Here is a 16,417-nt window from a genome sequence, read left to right on the forward strand (position 1 = left end):
CAATCCCGGACTGGCCAGACGGATTGATTAAAACTGTTTCCCGTGCTTGTACGGCCTGGTCTTGTTAAATTCGTACTTCTCCGTGATTGCTGCTTCCAGGTCAATTTTATAGTAATCAGCCATGTCAAAGCATCGAATCACTACATCGGCAAGTTCTGCCGGTACTCCCTCCGGTTTCCCATCGTCCCTGTAATATGTTTCCGTGGCTTTCCTGCCGTCCCGGAACTCCTCCAATATTTCCGATACCTCACTATGTACCAATGCCACAAAATCAGATGGCTTTAATGCATCCTCACGAAAGCCATGAGCCACATTATTATCTCCAACTATTTTTACAAAATCATTTACCTTTAAAACCTTTGCCTTTTCTTCCATGTACCAGGCTCTGACTTCTGCCATACCCCACATAGCGCTGTAATACATTGCAAGTACTCCTTCTTGGTCATTGGTGCCATATTGCAAATAATCTAAGATGCTTTCGTCAAAGGCTTCGTCATCTTCCATCTCTGGGCTATTTTCTTCCCATATGCAAAGGTTTACAGCTATTTCCCTAACGAGATTCCGGCATGAGATCTCCCTCTCGAAGTCTCTGTACCAGGCCTCACCGTCTTTAATAAAAAATTGGTTGTGTGTGAGCTGGGTCATATTCATTTCTTTTACATCTTCAGTCATAAGTTGATAATCAAACATAATGTTTCCCTTTCTGCTGCCATGCAGCCCTAAATTTTAGTAATATGTATCTGTTAGTTGTCCCGCTTCTTCCATCTGCCTTTTGATGCTAATAATGTGGTTTCTTACCAGTAGCATGTTGCAACCGTCAGACCAAAATGGATCTGACCCTCCGTGAGAATAAAGATAATTCCAATGATCATATCTCTCCTGGAGCTGTTCTTCAAGACTTGGCTTCTCTTTTTTCATCACTGCCTCCTTTCCACACCCATATTAATCTTTGCTGGTTCCGTCCTTGATAATCCACAGGCTTTGCTTGACATCGTAGCTCTCATTCGTCATCCTCCGTTTCCGCAGCCTCTCCATTACCGGTAATATCAATACCGTAATCCCAGCCACTGGCGGGCTTTCCATCCTTGCCGATCTTACGCTTTTTTGCGAGACTGACAGCATATCCACTATCTACAAATATCTTAGCTGCTTCACCTCTGTATTCGGCCTTGATTTTATAAAACATAGGATCCTCCTATTCCCCGTTTAATCCGATTTGTTTCGTGGTCCTTTCGATAAGCTCATTCATCATTTTCTGTTTTTCGGAAAGCAACTGCGGCGGAAGCTGATTGTTGACTTTCTTCCGGTTCGCTTCTGTCTCATAAATCATCCGAAAGTTGGCCCGATCAGCCGCCACATTCTCTGACATACAGATATTCTGAAAACCAATTCTTCTTACGCACATCCGTGTAAGTTCATCCATGCTCTCAAGGGCTTTTTCTGTTTCGTAATAGCCATATTTTCCAATGGCCTTGATTACACTTTCCCATGCCTCTCCCCAATCCTTAATCGGTATGGAGGTAAGCCCGGAGCATTTCTCACGGATCTCCGCTATCGTGGGAGGAAATTTACTGATGCTGATCAGCTCCAATACTGCCGCCTGGCATACACGGTAATCAATATCCCCAAGCATCATATACCAGATGTCCATTGCATCACTGTTTTGCAGTATTTGCGAGTTTGGAAAAGTGGTCTTTATTGCAAGCGCTATTTTCTTAAAATCATCTTTACTCATTGCCCCAGTCCTCCACAACTTTTTTATAATCGGGCTTATTGCCCTGTTTATTGTCCTTCAGCGGGTAAATGTCCTTCCAGCAGTTAATGATTGATTGTTCCAGCATCCCTATGGCCGTATCATTGTCAAGATCGTTGATTTTTTTTATCATCATGGATATTGCCCGCTCCGTCATAGGTGACTTTATTTTTTTACGCATGTCCACAAAATCAAGGAAAATCTGGTTAAGCTTTTCATCATTCGGGAAATACACTTCTTTTTTGGTATTTTTTTCTTTACTCTCTTTTGTTTTTTTATTCTTTATATCTTTTTCTATTTCTTTTTCTGATTCTATATCTGTTGCGTGACAATGCGTGACATTGTTGTGACGTGTCACGTGACATTTGCTTTCGTTGTCACGTTGCCTTTGCTTCCTAATACGGTTCTGTTCACGTATCTTTTCCAACCCGGAAGAGTTTTGATGTTCCTCCCATCCGGTAATGGTGATAAACCCATCGTGCATGTGAATCATGTTAAGTCTTGACATTTCATCTATGGCTCTATCGACAAAGGATTTCTTAAAATCAAATCTCTTCGCCAGCATTTCAGCATCCATCGGCACGCTTTCTGTAATGCATATCTTTCCTCCTGCATTGCTCCTTCCTGCCGCGGCAAGTAGCATGATCCAGACAAGTACAAGGTTATTGCCATCCGGCTTTAATGATCGTAAATATTCAACCTTTGGATTGCTAAAGATATCAACATTTAACTGTATCCATTTGACTCCGGACATCTAATCACCAACCTCACGTATTTTTACATCAACCCTTGCCATACTGCTATAAACCTTACTCATGGTTAGCTGGACCACTTGGGTATCATCCTTATATGCGACACCATTAAGCGCATCCAGCACAACTTTTGCTATATTGTCGATATCCGGTTTTTTTGTAGGATGCATAGCCCTGGACAGCATCTGCTCCCGCATCTTTTTAGATGTACTTTTCGGTGGTTCGTAGCACGCCATGATAAATACTTCAAGCGGTTTCTCCGACATATAATCTGTTTGTTGCTGGTACATTAGCTTAATAAGATTTTCGTATAATACTGTCTTTTCCGGGGTATAGGTCCCGTGATATGTAGTCCTGGCCCTCGCTTTGCCTTGAGGGGGACCGGGTATAGTAAAACTTATAACCATAGTTCTCCTTCCCCCGCGGGAAAGCATGGCGCCCGCCCGCGGAATAGATTGAGGTGAGATATGTAATCGGATAAGGGGACATTGTGATATGTTATACTTATCCTTGAGGTGCTATAAATAAGATTTTCCAAATATTTTTATAAAGTCCTGCCTGTGATGCGCTTCCTCAAATTTGCGTTGCGCTATCTCCTTCAGCAGCAGGTCAAGCACTCGGTTGTTATGTACTCCTGTATTGCCTCGATGATGTTCTTGGCACAGCCAAACCTTCAAACCATGCTTTTCGCTTAATTTGCGATTTGCGGTGCCGAAAAAGATATGGTGGTCCTCAATTACATAATTGCTCCGTTCGTTGCCGTATGGAACAAATACAAGGTTATGCGCACATACATAGCATTCCTTCTCTGACTGTAAGATTGATTTCATACGCCCCACCTTTCCTTCATTTGCCGGAGTTCGTCCGGTGTTAAAGTTTCAATCTCCATATCCTGTGCGTCTGACACAATGCCGTCAATAAAATCGGCCATTTCCTTTGTTGTGTATTCGCTGGAGCCCTTTATGACGATATAGTGTGAGAATTCCTTTTCTCCAACATAGCCATTGCCGATGAATTTTATATGTAACCCAAACCGGGAGACATCAATACTCGATAGTACTGATATTTTTATACTGGCGCCGCTTTCATCCAGATATGGACTGCCGTACTTTTGCAACATCAAATCATAGACGCTGTTTTTATCTGTTTTTAGGATTGCTGCAATCTTTGACATGAGAGCCCACGCATAAGCATTCGCATCAAGTGATCTCTTCCTGCTGTACTTCACGGCATTCACCCGCAGCTTATCGCATTTATTTATTTTTTCATATTCCGGGAGGATACCGCTTTTTTCATTAACGGAGAAGGTTATTAGCATTTCACCGGTTATGAAATCGCTTGATATTCCCTTAACTTGTCCGGTAAATTCCATCTATACACCTACTTCATGCCGTACTTTTCTAATTTTTTTAAGGCTTCAACATACTGGTCTTTTGTCAGTTTTCCCACGGGTATATTAAATATCTGATTGATATCCAATCCCTTTTTGTTACACAGATTTTTTAATACATCCGCCTCGGCCTGCGTGATTGTACCTTTCTGCGGCTCAGACTTTCCGTCATATTTGGTGCGGTCTGCGCTCCAGTATATATCTGCACCGAATCCTAACTGCTTGCAAGCTACCGATATGGCGTCAGTGGTTGCCATCTTATAGCATTCGTCCGATACATAAATGCCGGCTTTTTCTTTCGATGCAAAGGAGCTGCCCCCGGTCCCGGATATCGGCATAGACCATTCACCGTCCACCTTGATATAAAGCTCAATATCCACAAAGGCGGCAACTTCATCCCCGCACGGTTCCAGCCATTTACGGACAGGATTATAATACCAGCCTATACCGCAGGGCCCGAATTGCTCTGTTAAGGCCTTGATTCGCCACATTGGATTAATATCCGTCTTGCCGTTCATGCGCCCGCCTTTGATTTCTTTTTGCGCCTCTTTTGGTACTTCCCGGTATCGCTCATAGATCGTTAAATTATCCATAACGCCTCCTATAAACTGATTGCCTGTTTATCAAGCAGCTCATAAATCTTTTCCAGCCGGTTGCAAAGGTCCGCATTATCCTCTGTGTCATAATCCAAGCACAGTGACATTGCATCATCCAGTGCCGCCGCTATCTCGCCTAATTTATCATTATAGTGTTGATCCCGATCTCTTTGACGCTCATACTGTATATAAGCATCGTTATTATCTGGTATATACACACTAAATCACTCCTTTGGATTTGAAAACGTCTCTGCCTTGAGTGACGTTTCCTGAGATACTAAAATCTTACCTTTGTTATATGCCCTTGCAATTGAACTGCCGTACATCCTCTGGACTGTGGAACTGTCGTACATCCTCTGGACTGTGGAACTGTCGCACATCCTCTGGACTGTGGAACTGTCGTACATCCTCTGGACTGTGGAACTGTCGTACATCCTCTGGACTGTGGAACTGCCGTACATCTCCTGGACTGTGGAACTGTCGCACATCCTCTGGACTGTGGAACTGTCGTACATCCTCTGGACTGTGGAACTGTCGCACATCCTCTGGACTGTGGAACTGTCGCACATCCTCTGGACTGTGGAACTGCCGTACATCTCCTGGACTGTGGAACTGTCGTACATCCTCTGGACTGTGGAACTGCCGTACATCTCCTGGACTGTGGAACTGTCGCACATCTCCTGGACTGTGGAACTGTCGTACATCCTCTGGACTGTGGAACTGTCGCACATCTCCTGGACTGTGGAACTGCCGTACATCTCCTGGACTGTGGAACTGTCGTACATCCTCTGGACTGTGGAACTGTCGCACATCACCTTTACATCATTAAGTATTTTCTTTACCTCGCACCGCTTTAACCGGTAATATCCACTTGTAAGCTCTTCAATTTTCTGATCAATCAGTACATGGGTTGTCCACCACTCTCTGACAGCAGACCTAAATTCATCCTCATACTTCTGCCGGTCATCTTCGAACCATTCCGGGCATACATCTTGATCGACAATAAAAGTCCATGTATCTGGATTTGACCACCATTCGCTATTTGATGGAATCAACTCCGCCCGAACAAAAGTCTTTGTTGCGTTTAAGTAATTATCCTCAATCTTAAGCTCTTCGAGCATTTTCGAATGATGATCCTCATTTGCTATGTAACACCTATTTTTTAAGATAACTCCACTTTTAAATTGACACATCTTGATTTCCTCCTTGTTTTGTGCTACTATGCACTTAGATTAATTTCCTATGGCCCGGACGGAAGATGCCGCTTCCCAGGGCCTTTTTCATTTCCAATCGCCGTTTTCCCGCTGATTCTCCAGATACATGATATCCAGTTGCAGGATCAGCCCTGCAAGCGATAACCCGGCTATGTACCAACCGATTCCCAGGTGTTTGTTTGCAGTGGCACCAGTGAGACAGATAATGGCTGTCATGCATAGGACGGCTATTACAAAGGATATAAACTGCTTGATTTTCAAATGCCTGTCCTCCTTATGCTGCATATTTGATGGCGTACTCCTTTACAATGGTTGTAAAGATTTCCTTCAGCCGGGCATCGGCCTCAATTACATCCATCCTGCCGAATGCCTCTATCTTTGTTTTGGTGGCTCCGCTGTCTGTGAGCCTGTCCCGCCCGTTACGTACCCGGATTGATAAATCACAGCGGGCCCGTTTCTCCAGATCGTCATAGAGCCGGTTGTAAGTATCCTGGTAAGTCATATTGGAGCCGCGCTGGATACAGGATACTAAGTGCTTAATCTCTGCTCTCCAATCATCGTATACGCCGATTATGGTATCTTTAATTGCCTGGGATGTTTCAATAGCTTTCTGGCTCCGTTGTCTTGCCTCGCCGATATCTGCCGCCTGTTGCTTCATCTGGTCCAACATGCCTTGCAGGATATCCAGCGTCTGGTTCTGCGGCGATATGTAGGTGCCGGTTCGCCGGATTGCCGGAAGAACATCTGATGTTACCCAGCGCTTAAATCTTTTTGCGCTTTCAAGCTGGCTTCCAAATACTAAAGCATATAATCCGCTTTCATTCACTACTACAATTCCCTGCTTCCCTCCGGGGGTGTCCATTTCGTTCACCCCTTTGTCCTCAATGTCTACATGGTCTCTGATTGCCTTTTGTGGATTGGCATAGCCTAATATCTCAGCTACATCCTTCCCGACAAACCAGGGTTGTCCGTCTCTTATCACGGTGCGGACCTGTCCAAATTCATCGTTCTTAAAAATCTGTAATTCTGCCAATAATTTTCCTCCTCTCTAATACATGGCAACCCTTGTCACGGCCATGATAATAGATGCATGGTCATCCCCTGTGATATCAACGCGACGCTCAAATCCGCTGTCGTATTTGATGTATACACGGTTTTCGTCTTTGGTCAACTCCAGAGATTTAACGCCTATCTCCGCATGGTGGAGTGTGTTGGTAAGTACTTCTTCGATAAATTCCTTCTTTGTGATGGGCTCTTCTCTTTTAACTTTGATCATGGATTTTCACCTCCTTATATGGTATATTTTGTTATATTGTGGTATAATCTCCTTATCAGCTCCGACAAGCTGAAATACATGAGAAAGGGGAAAATACATATGGCTGATTCTTGTTATTATCTGTGTCCGAAGTGCAATAAAAACTATCAAGTAGGAACCAAACATTTTCTTCCTATGTCGATATCATATTGCGATTCGTGCGGCTCCGCATTGGTTAAAAGTTGTCCATCTTGCAACAAACCGATTACGAGCAATGTAGCCGAATATTGCCGCTACTGTGGCAACAAGTACATTAAAGCTTAACGCCGCACATAATACAGTAATTTATAGGATGTTGAGATGTCTCTTTTTCTCTGACATATCCACAATTACTGCACGTAAGAGGCTGCACAGGATAAAGCTGTTCGGTCTCTTTCTTTGTGGTTTTGCTGATTTTGCCTTTATTCACTGCTTGTCCCTCCTTTCTTTAATAGTTAATAGGTTGCTCTTTCTCAAAGCCCTCTTTAATAAACCATGCAGGGATAAGTACTTTCCCACAGAATTTGGCTCTCGGAATTAATCCCTTTTTAATCCCTCTGCGAATAGTGGCTTCTGATACCTGTAATATTTTTGTGGCCTGTTCTAACGTGTAGTATGCATTTTCGCCCATGGGTACCTCCTATCCTGTTTTCTTATTGCTTAATCCGTTATAGATACTCTGGCTTACCGATATGACCATTCCGTATTTGTCTACAAGGCTCATGAGATTCACTGTGTCTTCGAGGATTGACTGCCTATCAACTAACATTTCCGGAGACATTTCGCTTTTCTTAAGCATCTTAGGAAATCCATATATATTTGATATCGCCTTGTCTGCTATCGTGTTTGCCATGATGTAATCTTTACGTTTTGGCTCTTTTAGCATCCCACATAACTTAGCCATCTGTTCATTCTGAAAACCCTTGTCCAACGTCCGAAAAATTTCAAATCCCTCAAGACCGGAAGACTGACGCAAGATTTTAAGTAATTGTTTAACCCATTTTTTAAAATCTTTAGCATCAGGCTTACCGCTACTAAAAATAGCTTCATAAATACCGGTCTCGGAAATTATGGACATATTCTGAATACCGCCAAGGGTACTCACTTTTTGCGTATCCTTTTCATCTTCATCTAAATTTCTAGTCATATCAGAAGCCATGCGATAATCAAGCGCTTCCGCAATGTCTTTAGCTACTGCCCACCATTCTCCTGACTCTTTCTCGACAAATCGGATTTGATGTCCGGCCCATGTTTCTGTTTTAATATTCATCTGCATTCTCCTTTCTTACGATTTTCGTAAGTTTTGATTAAAAAAAATAATCCCAGCTTTCTCTGGTTCTATTTTCAGAGCCGTCATCAGTTTTTCGATCACAGTAGTTGAAGGCTTAACATCTCCATTCAGCACTTTCGACAAGGTATTTCTATCAATACTGGATACTCTTGATAAATCTATTATCTTATCCAAGCCTTGTTCTACCATAATTTTCTTTACTTCAATAACATCAACCTTGTATTGTGTTTGCACTATTATACCCTCCCTTCTTACGAACTTCGTAAGTTTATATTACCACCTATTTTTTTAAGTGTCAAGTACTCTTTTGCATTTTTCGTAAGTCTTTTATATTAGTGCATAAAAACTATTGCATTTTTCGTAAGATTATGGTATCATGTCGTAAAAGAAAGGCGGATAATAAAATGGCGATATGGAATGAAAGAATTAAACAAAAGCGATTAGAAAGAGGTCTCACGCTGGCACAAATTGCAGATGCTCTTAACGTAACAGAAGCAACAGCACAAAGATATGAAAGCGGAAGTATAAAAAATGTCCCATACGAACACATGTGTACATATGCTAAATTGCTTCACTGTTCACCACAATATCTAATGGGATGGGAAGACACAATAATGCCGTCGCTTAACTTTGAAACTAAAGTTGACAATACCCCGCTTAATCGTGCTATTGAAAAATCAGAAAATATACCTCTTTCAGAAGAAGAAGCAACAGCCTTGAAAAATGAACTTCCCAAAATACTAAAAAGAATACCAGAGGCTTTTAAAGAGGCAGCAATCAGTATTGATAATGCATTCAAAAGTAGACTTGTTTCATATTACGACTCTTTAAATACAGATGGAAAAAGGGAAGCATTAAAGAGATTGGAAGAATTGACAATGATACCAAGATACACAAATAATTATAAAGACGAGTATCTTAACGCCGCAAATGAGCGCCACGGAGCCACGGAAGAAGATAAGGCTCATGACGATGCTATCATGGATGACGAAAACTTCTAAACACGCAAAATGACTGTAGGATACTATATAAGTATCATGGGGTGATTGACTTGACATATGATGATTTACTTATTGAAGCTGATAAATTGGGGCTTACAGCAAAAGAAAAACCGTTAATAGGATATAACGGAAGAATAAAAGGATGCAAAATAGCCATAAGAAAAGATATACCTACGTTAAAAGAAAAGGCTTGCATTCTGGCGGAAGAGATCGGGCACTTTCTCACCAGCTCCGGCAATATTCTGAATCAGAATATAACGGAAAATCAGAAGCAAGAGTATAAGGCCAGACTATGGGCATATGACAGACAGATCGGATTGATCGGTATCATAAGTGCTTACAATGCTGGATGCCGAAATATTTTCGAGATGGCAGAACATTTAGACGTCACAGAAGATTTTCTTTCTGAAGCATTGGAAAGCTACCGTAGAAAATATGGTGAATATATTTCCGTCGATAATTACATAGTTTACTTTGAGCCAAACTTCGGAGTGTTAGAGCTTTATCAGCAAATATAAGCATAATAAAAACCGCCCCGATGCTGCCAACACCGGAACGGCTTTTAATAGATACTATCCGGTGCAGGACACCGATATAATATCGCCTTAGACAGCCTTATTATATCATCATAATTCCTGCGCCGCAATAGGTGTATTTTTTATGCCCAATTTTAAGGAGGAAGAATCATGAGCGTACAAAAAAAGAACGGTCGTTGGTATGCCGCTGTATATCTCGGCACAAAAGACGGCAAGCAAGAATATGAGTGGTCAGAAGGCTTTGACAAAAAGTCTGATGCACAACTCAAAGAGCTTGAAATGAAAAAGGACGTTATCGAAAGAGAACACAAGGTACTTGATAAAGCGAGCCTGGGATATATCGCAGACGTATGGTTGAAATCCAAGGAAAAGACAGTTGCATACAGGACATACACTGGATACAAAGAGAGTTACGAACGATATATAAAAGACGAGTTTGAAACCAAGATCATAAAAGATATTGATCCGATAGAGATAAATGCCTTTATGGTATCCCTAGATTTAAAGCCGGCCAGTATTGCAAAAATCATGTGTACTCTAAAGCAGATATTTGACTTTGCAATGTCCTTAAATTACATCAGAGCGAACCCATGTTATGGGATAAAAAAACCGAATATACGAATTGAAAAGAAAAAAACCTGGAACCCCAAGCAGATCAATACATTTTTAAACCTTCCTGACACAAAAGAAGCCACATGCTATACCGCTTTTATGATACTATTTAACACTGGTATGCGCCCTGGGGAAGTGTGTGGGCTTAGATGGTCTGATTATGACGGTGAATGTTTTGCTCCCAAAATAGGAATTGATAAAGAGGGTAATGTAACAGAGTTAAAGAACGATAAGGCCAGGGAAGAGGTTTATCTGTCTCCTGAGATCATATTACATCTGAACAGTATAAAAATCATCCAGGAAAGCATCTGGAAAAGCCAAAGGCCATTTGAAGATTTTCCTTCGGACACTTTTATTAATTGCTTTACTGATGATTGGAGACCAATGACTCCCGGTTACCTATACAAGGCGTTCGGGAGGATTTTGGTCAGCAACAAAATAACCACAATCCGATTATATGATGCCCGGCATTCGTTTGGCACAAACTTAATGCGTGACGGTGTAAATCCAAAAATGGTGGCAGATATGATGAGGCACACCACGGTAAAAACCACGCTGGACAACTATTCTCATCCCGATAAGACGATGTATAAAAATACAATTAAAAAGTATAATAAAAAGCTGGTTTAAAATAGTAATAGAATAAGTCATAGAAAAAACGGATATAACGATTTTTCAAAACCGCTACACCCGTTGATTTTACTATATTTCTTATTAAGCTGTTGGGCAGACTTGAACTGCTGACCTCCTCATTACCAATGAGGTGCTCTACCAACTGAGCTACAACAGCATATATCATGCTCGGCTAGATTACCTTCAGTACCTGGTTTAACTTCGCCTTAATTCTGGTTAATGCATTGTCGATTGTCTTCGGTTCTTTTCCAAGAACCTCTGCAATCTGTGTATATTTTAAATCCTGCATGTACAAATCCAGAACCTGTTTCTCCAGGCCACTTAAACGCCTTACGAGTTCATATTCTATCATACTGGTACTCTCTTTGTCAATAACTAATTCTTCCGGATTCGATATATTTTTCTGATGAATGATATCAACCAGGGCTTCCTTATCCTCCGCGTCTCCATTTTCCCCATAAACAGGGGCATAAAGTGAAATATAGGTATTTAAGGGGATATTCTTCTTGCGGTTGGATGCCTTGATGGCGCTGTAAATCTGCCTTGATACACAGAGATCGGCAAAGTTAAAGAAGGAATTATCTTTACCGGACTGATAATCCCGGATTGCCTTATATAAACCGATCATTCCTTCCTGGATCAGATCATCCCTGTCCCCCCCGATCAGGAACAGGGTCTTGGCTTTGCTGCGAACCAGATATTTATATTTCTCCATCAGATAGTCGATGGCAGGCTGGTCTCCCTCTTGAATCCGGCCCACGATCTCTTCATCGGTCATAGTATCATACTTTACCACTGCGCCCACTTCAGGTACCCTCCTGCCTGCTACATGCTTCCTTAACCCAGTCTCTGCCTTACAATTTCATACGCCAGAATTCCCATGGCAACCGATGCGTTCAGGGAATCCACCTTGCCGAACATGGGGATCTTAGCCATGAAATCACATTTTTCCCTCACCAGACGGCTCACACCCTCACCCTCGCTGCCGATTACCAGCCCAATGGGCCCTTTCAGATCCATCCGGTACAGTAATTCCCCTTCCATATCAGCGCATACGAACCAGAGTCCTTTTTCCTTCAATTCTTCGATGGTTACCGCCAGATTGGTCACCTTGGCTACGGGAAGGTAATTAAGAGCTCCTGCGGAGGTCCTGGCCACCGTCGCCGTCAAGCCAACGGCACGCCGCTTGGGAATGATAACACCATGAGCGCCTGCCTGGTGCGCCGTACGGATAATTGCCCCCAAATTATGCGGATCTTCGATACCGTCCAAAAGCACCACAAAGGGCGGTTCCTTCTTCTCCTCCGCCGCCTGTAGAATATCCTCCACTTCGGCATATTCATAAGCCGCAGCATAGGCAATGACTCCCTGGTGCTTTTCCGTAGAGGAAAGCTGATCCAGACGTTCTTTTTTCACATAAGTGATAATCGCATCCGTTTTCTTCGCTTCCCGGACAATCGATTTCACCGGACCATCCTGACAGCCGTCCAGAACAAACAGCCGGTCAATGGTTTTGCCGGAACGGAATGCTTCCATTACCGCGTTACGGCCTTCTATTGTAAATTCTTCGTATCTCATGAATTACCCCCAGGTTTCTGTTTTATCCTTGATACATTTCTTCATAATACTTCTGATAATCTCCGCTGGTCACACGCTCCATCCAATCCGCGTTGTTAAGATACCATTCTATCGTCAGCCGGATGCCTTTCGAGAAATTGGTATCCGGTTCCCAGCCCAGCTCGGCTTTAATCTTATCCGGTGCGATGGCGTAACGGAAATCATGGCCCTTGCGGTCCTCCACATAGGTAATCAACTCCCGGCTGACATTCTTCCTCCTTGGGTCGTCTGCAGGCAGAAGCTCCAGGAGAGTATCGATAATTGTAGTTACAATCTCAATATTCCTTTTTTCGTTATGGCCGCCCACATTATACACCTCTCCGATCCGGCCTCCTTCCGCCACCATATCAATTGCCTTGGCATGATCCATGACATAGAGCCAGTCCCGGACATTCCTGCCCGTTCCGTATACCGGCAGCTTCCTGCCGGAGAGCGCATTATTGATCATAAGCGGTATCAGCTTCTCCGGGAACTGGTACGGCCCGTAGTTATTGCTGCACCTGGTGATATTAGCCGGAAAATGATAGGTGTCCACATAGGATTTTACAATAAAATCAGCCCCCGCCTTGCTGGCAGAATAGGGACTGTGGGGATCCAAAGGCGTTGTCTCATAGAAATACCCCTCTTCGCCTTCCAGGGAGCCGTAGACTTCATCTGTAGATACCTGAACATACTTCTTGCCGGGCAGGAAGCCTTCCTCTGTCCGCCAGGACGCTTTGGCGGCATTCAACAGATTCACCGTCCCCAGTACATTGGTATTCACGAATACCTCCGGATTACGAATGCTGCGGTCCACATGGCTCTCCGCCGCAAAGTGAATTACCCGGTCAATATCATATTTCCGGAATACCTCTGTCACGGCCTCCTTATCGCAGATATCTATCCTAAGGAACTCGTAATGATCAGACTGCTCTACCGACTGCAGATTCTCCAGGTTCCCTGCATAAGTCAGGGAATCCAGGTTGATGATTCTGATCTCCTTCCCGTATTTCTCCAACATATACAATATATAATTGGATCCGATAAAACCGGCTCCTCCGGTTACTAGATAAGTTCTCATTGTCCCATCCTCACTTTATCTTTCTGATTTTTTGCCGTCTTACCTCAGGCCTTCAGCAATCCTTCCTCAGCCATGAATTCATAAAAGGCATCCTTCCAATCCTTCATATAGTAGCCATGTTTCTCGCGCAAGGCTTTATTGTCAAGAACGGAATACATGGGACGCCTGGCCGGTGTCGGATATTTGCTGGTAGGAATCGGCTCGGGCATAACCTCAAGCCCTGCTGCCTGAAAGATGGTACAGGCAAATTCATACCAATTGGTGCTGCCCTCACAGGTTGCGTGATAGATGCCATAGGCATCTGTTTCCACCAAAAACAGAATTGCCCTGGCCAGCTCCAGCGCACTGGTGGGTGTTCCGTATTGATCCTCTACCACACGAATCGAGCTGCCGCTTTCGGCAAGACGCAGCATGGTCTTTACAAAATTCTTGCCTTCTCCATAAACCCATGCTGTTCTTACGATATAAAGTCTGCTGCAGTTCTCCAGAGCAAAGCATTCACCGGCTCTCTTCGTTCTTCCATACGCGCTGACAGGATTGGGGGAATCCTCCTCCTCATAGGGTCTCTCTGCTTGTCCGTCAAATACATAGTCCGTTGATACATGCACCAGCTTTGCTCCAATCCGCTCCGACGCCTGCGCCAGATACCTGACCCCCAGCGCATTAACCCGATATGCCGTATCCTCCTGGCTCTCACACAGGTCAACCGCAGTAAAGGCGGCACAGTTAATAATAATATCCGGTCTGTTTTCCTTAATATAATTTTCCACCTCTGCCTCATCCGTAATATCTAATCGGTTCAAAGCAGAATTTTCATCGACACCGGTTTGTAAAATCTCATACCGGGCCTGTCCCTTCATCAACCGGCAGAGCGCAAGTCCCAATTGCCCCGACGCTCCCGTAATCATGACACGCTTCATATCTACCAGTCCCTTTCCTGTCCGCTGAATCCTTCCATGCCCGCTACTCTGCCGTAACCCGCGAATTCAACTATAGTATAATCAATTCACTATCAAATTTCAATCCCTAACCATATCCCATTTCGATCGCATTCCCGCCGGTAACAGTTCAGGCGGGCGCTTGTTCATAAGACAAACAGCGATATCCCCTATAAGAGGCGATATCGCTATCCTGTTACAAGTCTTATTCTGCAGCATTTTCCTAGCTGACCATTCCTCCTACCATCCCGCTTAATCCGCAGATCAGAAGGGCTGTTGCCAAATTCCCAATCGGCAGAGTCCCGGCATGGTTCATGGCCAGGGATATGATCATCAGAATGATAAAATAAAATATGCCCAAAAGCAGGCCCCATAGGAACTTTCTCTGCTCCGCTTTCTTTCCTACAAAGAAGCCTCCGATAAAATTAGACAGAATATACGCAAGGATAATTCCTCCGCTGATCACCGTGCTTGACATATCCAGCTTCAGCATAAGTAAGGATAGAAGCAACAACAGGAAAGCCGTTATGATATAGGAAAAAAGAAGCCCCTTCAGCACTGCAAACATTTTTGTATTCTGACGGATTGCCTTATCCATAGGACACCTCCAGGTCATTTATACTAGATGTATATTAACGTTGTCTTCTATTTATTCCAAAGCTGCCAATATCATCTCCTCAATTGATTCTGTACCTTGCAAAGTACCGTAATCATGTCCGGATCATATAGGGTTCCCGCTCCCTGCCGAAGCTTATTCAAAATATCCTCCTGGGAACAGGATTCCTTTGCCCTTCCTGAGGAGATCAGCTTATCATAGGCTTCCACTATGGCTACAATTCGGGCACAAATCGGTATCTCATTGCCGGACTTTCCCGCCGGATATCCTGTTCCGTCCCATCTTTCCTGATGATAGCAGGCAATATCTGCTGCCATTCGGATAAAATCATTATCGGGATTTAGCTTCAGAACCTCCTTCAATATCCGCGCTCCCAGCTCCGCATGGGAACACAGGGTCTCTTCATCGGCAGAAAGCGCACCAATATCATGAAGCAAGGCTGCTTTCTCGATGATATCTATAAAGCTATTGGTAATCTCATCTTTAAATTTGGGGGAAAGCTGCAGGCTGATGGCTAATATTCTGCAATTGTTTCCAATCCGCAGGGTATCCGCTTTTCTTCCTCTTCCGCTTTCAACATAGAGCTTTGCCAATGCTTCCGCCACGTTCTTCTGGCCTTCATAGATTTTCCTTATCTGGTCGTTGATGATCCGGTACAGCTTTTTACTATATATCTCCAGCTCCTGCTGCATTTTATATATTTTTAGGTGCGTATTGATCCGTGCCATCACTTCCTCTGCTTCAAAGGGCTTGGTAATGTAGTCTGCCGCCCCCAATTGAAAACTTTTTCTTCTATCTTCTTTCGAATTCGGAGTTGTCATTAAGATTACCGGAATGTCTCTGGTAATTCTATTTTTCTTCAGCATGGAGCAGAACGCAAAGCCGTCAATCCCAGGCATGAAGATATCCAAAAGAATCAGATCGGGCAGCAGCGCTTCCATCTCATCCACGGCCTGTCTCGCACTAGACACAGGACGGGCAATATATCCCGCTTTTTGTATCATCTTTGTCAGCACCGCCAGATCCGAGTCTAAGCTATCCACCACCAATACGCTAGATGGGGAAAATGACTTTTTATCCATTGTTATCTCCATTCTGCCGCCCCGTGCAGCAC

The 16,417-nt window shown here is 43.6% G+C and carries 27 protein-coding genes and 1 tRNA gene; 4 read left to right on the forward strand and 24 right to left on the reverse strand.

The features are described from left to right. Positions 1 to 27: 27 nt before the first annotated feature. The 14 genes from HNQ56_RS18440 to HNQ56_RS18505 form a co-directional block, all read right to left on the reverse strand. Positions 28 to 504: a nucleoside triphosphate pyrophosphohydrolase family protein gene (locus tag HNQ56_RS18440; RefSeq protein WP_429149222.1), complete on the reverse strand. Its 477-nt coding sequence runs from the start codon at positions 502 to 504 to the stop codon at positions 28 to 30. 222 nt (positions 505 to 726) lie between these two features. Further along, positions 727 to 918: a hypothetical protein gene (locus HNQ56_RS18445; protein ID WP_429149224.1), complete on the reverse strand. Its 192-nt coding sequence runs from the start codon at positions 916 to 918 to the stop codon at positions 727 to 729. Between the two features lie 82 nt (positions 919 to 1,000). Further along, positions 1,001 to 1,186 carry a hypothetical protein gene (locus tag HNQ56_RS18450; protein ID WP_429149226.1) on the reverse strand — a complete coding sequence of 62 codons (186 nt, stop codon included), beginning with the start codon at positions 1,184 to 1,186 and terminating at the stop codon, positions 1,001 to 1,003. Positions 1,187 to 1,195: 9 nt separating this feature from the next. Further along, positions 1,196 to 1,735, reverse strand: coding sequence for a replicative helicase loader/inhibitor (locus HNQ56_RS18455; RefSeq protein WP_429149228.1), 540 nt, complete (start codon positions 1,733 to 1,735; stop codon positions 1,196 to 1,198). Next, on the reverse strand, positions 1,728 to 2,507 hold the full coding sequence (locus HNQ56_RS18460) for a phage replisome organizer N-terminal domain-containing protein (protein WP_429149230.1): 780 nt from the start codon (positions 2,505 to 2,507) through the stop codon (positions 1,728 to 1,730). The genes HNQ56_RS18455 and HNQ56_RS18460 overlap by 8 nt, the downstream gene beginning before the upstream one ends. Next, positions 2,508 to 2,912 (reverse strand): RusA family crossover junction endodeoxyribonuclease, encoded by a 405-nt coding sequence (locus HNQ56_RS18465; protein ID WP_429149232.1) that lies wholly within the window; start codon positions 2,910 to 2,912, stop codon positions 2,508 to 2,510. A gap of 111 nt (positions 2,913 to 3,023) precedes the next feature. Further along, complete coding sequence (locus HNQ56_RS18470) at positions 3,024 to 3,335, reverse strand: hypothetical protein (RefSeq protein ID WP_429149234.1); 312 nt, start codon at positions 3,333 to 3,335, stop codon at positions 3,024 to 3,026. Further along, positions 3,332 to 3,877, reverse strand: coding sequence for a hypothetical protein (locus HNQ56_RS18475; protein ID WP_429149236.1), 546 nt, complete (start codon positions 3,875 to 3,877; stop codon positions 3,332 to 3,334). Before HNQ56_RS18475 ends, HNQ56_RS18470 begins: the two co-directional genes overlap by 4 nt. Positions 3,878 to 3,885: 8 nt before the next feature. Further along, positions 3,886 to 4,488: a hypothetical protein gene (locus tag HNQ56_RS18480; protein ID WP_429149237.1), complete on the reverse strand. Its 603-nt coding sequence runs from the start codon at positions 4,486 to 4,488 to the stop codon at positions 3,886 to 3,888. Positions 4,489 to 4,496: 8 nt separating this feature from the next. Then, entirely contained in the window at positions 4,497 to 4,709 is a 213-nt protein-coding gene (locus tag HNQ56_RS18485) for a hypothetical protein (protein WP_429149239.1), read from the reverse strand. 6 nt (positions 4,710 to 4,715) lie between these two features. Beyond that, positions 4,716 to 5,684 carry a hypothetical protein gene (locus tag HNQ56_RS18490; protein ID WP_429149240.1) on the reverse strand — a complete coding sequence of 323 codons (969 nt, stop codon included), beginning with the start codon at positions 5,682 to 5,684 and terminating at the stop codon, positions 4,716 to 4,718. 87 nt (positions 5,685 to 5,771) lie between these two features. Beyond that, the gene (locus HNQ56_RS18495) at positions 5,772 to 5,966 is read right to left on the reverse strand and encodes a hypothetical protein (protein ID WP_429149242.1); all 195 of its coding nucleotides are present in this window, start codon (positions 5,964 to 5,966) and stop codon (positions 5,772 to 5,774) included. A 13-nt stretch (positions 5,967 to 5,979) separates the two neighbouring features. Beyond that, complete coding sequence (locus HNQ56_RS18500) at positions 5,980 to 6,738, reverse strand: BRO-N domain-containing protein (RefSeq protein ID WP_429149243.1); 759 nt, start codon at positions 6,736 to 6,738, stop codon at positions 5,980 to 5,982. Between the two features lie 15 nt (positions 6,739 to 6,753). Beyond that, a complete protein-coding gene (locus HNQ56_RS18505) occupies positions 6,754 to 6,981 on the reverse strand; it encodes a hypothetical protein (protein WP_429149244.1) in 228 nt (75 codons plus the stop codon). A 99-nt stretch (positions 6,982 to 7,080) separates the two neighbouring features. Here HNQ56_RS18505 and HNQ56_RS18510 point away from each other — a divergent pair, with 99 nt between their 5' ends. Further along, positions 7,081 to 7,284, forward strand: coding sequence for a double zinc ribbon domain-containing protein (locus HNQ56_RS18510; RefSeq protein WP_429149246.1), 204 nt, complete (start codon positions 7,081 to 7,083; stop codon positions 7,282 to 7,284). A gap of 163 nt (positions 7,285 to 7,447) precedes the next feature. Here the strand turns inward: HNQ56_RS18510 and HNQ56_RS18515 are convergent, their stop codons facing one another. From HNQ56_RS18515 to HNQ56_RS18525, 3 genes are read right to left on the reverse strand one after another with little or no spacing between them, the layout of a single operon-like run. After that, positions 7,448 to 7,630: a helix-turn-helix domain-containing protein gene (locus tag HNQ56_RS18515; protein ID WP_429149248.1), complete on the reverse strand. Its 183-nt coding sequence runs from the start codon at positions 7,628 to 7,630 to the stop codon at positions 7,448 to 7,450. Positions 7,631 to 7,639: 9 nt separating this feature from the next. Next, on the reverse strand, positions 7,640 to 8,269 hold the full coding sequence (locus HNQ56_RS18520) for a BRO-N domain-containing protein (protein WP_429149249.1): 630 nt from the start codon (positions 8,267 to 8,269) through the stop codon (positions 7,640 to 7,642). Positions 8,270 to 8,284: 15 nt separating this feature from the next. Then, the gene (locus tag HNQ56_RS18525; RefSeq protein WP_429149251.1) at positions 8,285 to 8,524 is read right to left on the reverse strand and encodes a helix-turn-helix domain-containing protein; all 240 of its coding nucleotides are present in this window, start codon (positions 8,522 to 8,524) and stop codon (positions 8,285 to 8,287) included. A 170-nt stretch (positions 8,525 to 8,694) separates the two neighbouring features. Here HNQ56_RS18525 and HNQ56_RS18530 point away from each other — a divergent pair, with 170 nt between their 5' ends. The 3 genes from HNQ56_RS18530 (at position 8,695) to HNQ56_RS18540 (ending at position 11,069) form a co-directional block, all read left to right on the forward strand. Further along, the gene (locus tag HNQ56_RS18530; protein WP_429149253.1) at positions 8,695 to 9,291 is read left to right on the forward strand and encodes a helix-turn-helix domain-containing protein; all 597 of its coding nucleotides are present in this window, start codon (positions 8,695 to 8,697) and stop codon (positions 9,289 to 9,291) included. A 50-nt stretch (positions 9,292 to 9,341) separates the two neighbouring features. Next, positions 9,342 to 9,809 (forward strand): hypothetical protein, encoded by a 468-nt coding sequence (locus tag HNQ56_RS18535; protein ID WP_429149255.1) that lies wholly within the window; start codon positions 9,342 to 9,344, stop codon positions 9,807 to 9,809. 168 nt (positions 9,810 to 9,977) lie between these two features. Continuing rightward, entirely contained in the window at positions 9,978 to 11,069 is a 1,092-nt protein-coding gene (locus HNQ56_RS18540; protein ID WP_429149257.1) for a tyrosine-type recombinase/integrase, read from the forward strand. Positions 11,070 to 11,156: 87 nt separating this feature from the next. Here the strand turns inward: HNQ56_RS18540 and HNQ56_RS18545 are convergent. The 7 genes from HNQ56_RS18545 to HNQ56_RS18575 form a co-directional block, all read right to left on the reverse strand. Further along, positions 11,157 to 11,229: transfer RNA gene (locus tag HNQ56_RS18545), tRNA-Thr, on the reverse strand. Positions 11,230 to 11,244: 15 nt separating this feature from the next. Next, positions 11,245 to 11,877 carry an RNA polymerase sporulation sigma factor SigH gene (sigH, locus tag HNQ56_RS18550; protein WP_429149258.1) on the reverse strand — a complete coding sequence of 211 codons (633 nt, stop codon included), beginning with the start codon at positions 11,875 to 11,877 and terminating at the stop codon, positions 11,245 to 11,247. A 32-nt stretch (positions 11,878 to 11,909) separates the two neighbouring features. Next, the gene (gene rlmB / locus HNQ56_RS18555) at positions 11,910 to 12,650 is read right to left on the reverse strand and encodes a 23S rRNA (guanosine(2251)-2'-O)-methyltransferase RlmB (RefSeq protein ID WP_429149260.1); all 741 of its coding nucleotides are present in this window, start codon (positions 12,648 to 12,650) and stop codon (positions 11,910 to 11,912) included. 22 nt (positions 12,651 to 12,672) lie between these two features. After that, entirely contained in the window at positions 12,673 to 13,749 is a 1,077-nt protein-coding gene (gene rfbB, locus HNQ56_RS18560; protein WP_429149262.1) for a dTDP-glucose 4,6-dehydratase, read from the reverse strand. A gap of 44 nt (positions 13,750 to 13,793) precedes the next feature. Continuing rightward, the gene (rfbD, locus tag HNQ56_RS18565) at positions 13,794 to 14,669 is read right to left on the reverse strand and encodes a dTDP-4-dehydrorhamnose reductase (RefSeq protein WP_429149264.1); all 876 of its coding nucleotides are present in this window, start codon (positions 14,667 to 14,669) and stop codon (positions 13,794 to 13,796) included. Positions 14,670 to 14,910: 241 nt separating this feature from the next. Continuing rightward, positions 14,911 to 15,285 (reverse strand): TIGR04086 family membrane protein, encoded by a 375-nt coding sequence (locus HNQ56_RS18570; protein ID WP_429149266.1) that lies wholly within the window; start codon positions 15,283 to 15,285, stop codon positions 14,911 to 14,913. A gap of 71 nt (positions 15,286 to 15,356) precedes the next feature. Beyond that, a complete protein-coding gene (locus HNQ56_RS18575; protein ID WP_429149267.1) occupies positions 15,357 to 16,385 on the reverse strand; it encodes a response regulator in 1,029 nt (342 codons plus the stop codon). Positions 16,386 to 16,417 lie beyond the last annotated feature (32 nt).

The sequence above is a fragment of the Anaerotaenia torta genome, from assembly GCF_050433395.1.
Classification (GTDB): Bacteria; Bacillota; Clostridia; order Lachnospirales; family Lachnospiraceae; genus Mobilitalea; species Mobilitalea torta.

Coding starts and splice junctions, on each gene's coding strand:
- HNQ56_RS18460 (WP_429149230.1), bottom strand. CDS start 2,507: ATGTCCGGAGTCAAATGGATACAGTTAAATGTTGATATCTTTAGCAAT.
- HNQ56_RS18540 (WP_429149257.1), top strand. CDS start 9,978: ATGAGCGTACAAAAAAAGAACGGTCGTTGGTATGCCGCTGTATATCTC.
- HNQ56_RS18505 (WP_429149244.1), bottom strand. CDS start 6,981: ATGATCAAAGTTAAAAGAGAAGAGCCCATCACAAAGAAGGAATTTATC.
- HNQ56_RS18570 (WP_429149266.1), bottom strand. CDS start 15,285: ATGGATAAGGCAATCCGTCAGAATACAAAAATGTTTGCAGTGCTGAAG.
- HNQ56_RS18520 (WP_429149249.1), bottom strand. CDS start 8,269: ATGAATATTAAAACAGAAACATGGGCCGGACATCAAATCCGATTTGTC.
- rfbD (WP_429149264.1), bottom strand. CDS start 14,669: ATGAAGCGTGTCATGATTACGGGAGCGTCGGGGCAATTGGGACTTGCG.
- HNQ56_RS18575 (WP_429149267.1), bottom strand. CDS start 16,385: ATGGATAAAAAGTCATTTTCCCCATCTAGCGTATTGGTGGTGGATAGC.
- HNQ56_RS18510 (WP_429149246.1), top strand. CDS start 7,081: ATGGCTGATTCTTGTTATTATCTGTGTCCGAAGTGCAATAAAAACTAT.
- rfbB (WP_429149262.1), bottom strand. CDS start 13,749: ATGAGAACTTATCTAGTAACCGGAGGAGCCGGTTTTATCGGATCCAAT.
- HNQ56_RS18465 (WP_429149232.1), bottom strand. CDS start 2,912: ATGGTTATAAGTTTTACTATACCCGGTCCCCCTCAAGGCAAAGCGAGG.
- HNQ56_RS18480 (WP_429149237.1), bottom strand. CDS start 4,488: ATGGATAATTTAACGATCTATGAGCGATACCGGGAAGTACCAAAAGAG.
- HNQ56_RS18470 (WP_429149234.1), bottom strand. CDS start 3,335: ATGAAATCAATCTTACAGTCAGAGAAGGAATGCTATGTATGTGCGCAT.
- HNQ56_RS18440 (WP_429149222.1), bottom strand. CDS start 504: ATGGAAGATGACGAAGCCTTTGACGAAAGCATCTTAGATTATTTGCAA.
- HNQ56_RS18515 (WP_429149248.1), bottom strand. CDS start 7,630: ATGGGCGAAAATGCATACTACACGTTAGAACAGGCCACAAAAATATTA.
- HNQ56_RS18450 (WP_429149226.1), bottom strand. CDS start 1,186: ATGTTTTATAAAATCAAGGCCGAATACAGAGGTGAAGCAGCTAAGATA.
- HNQ56_RS18455 (WP_429149228.1), bottom strand. CDS start 1,735: ATGAGTAAAGATGATTTTAAGAAAATAGCGCTTGCAATAAAGACCACT.
- HNQ56_RS18475 (WP_429149236.1), bottom strand. CDS start 3,877: ATGGAATTTACCGGACAAGTTAAGGGAATATCAAGCGATTTCATAACC.
- HNQ56_RS18490 (WP_429149240.1), bottom strand. CDS start 5,684: ATGTGTCAATTTAAAAGTGGAGTTATCTTAAAAAATAGGTGTTACATA.
- HNQ56_RS18445 (WP_429149224.1), bottom strand. CDS start 918: ATGAAAAAAGAGAAGCCAAGTCTTGAAGAACAGCTCCAGGAGAGATAT.
- rlmB (WP_429149260.1), bottom strand. CDS start 12,650: ATGAGATACGAAGAATTTACAATAGAAGGCCGTAACGCGGTAATGGAA.
- HNQ56_RS18530 (WP_429149253.1), top strand. CDS start 8,695: ATGGCGATATGGAATGAAAGAATTAAACAAAAGCGATTAGAAAGAGGT.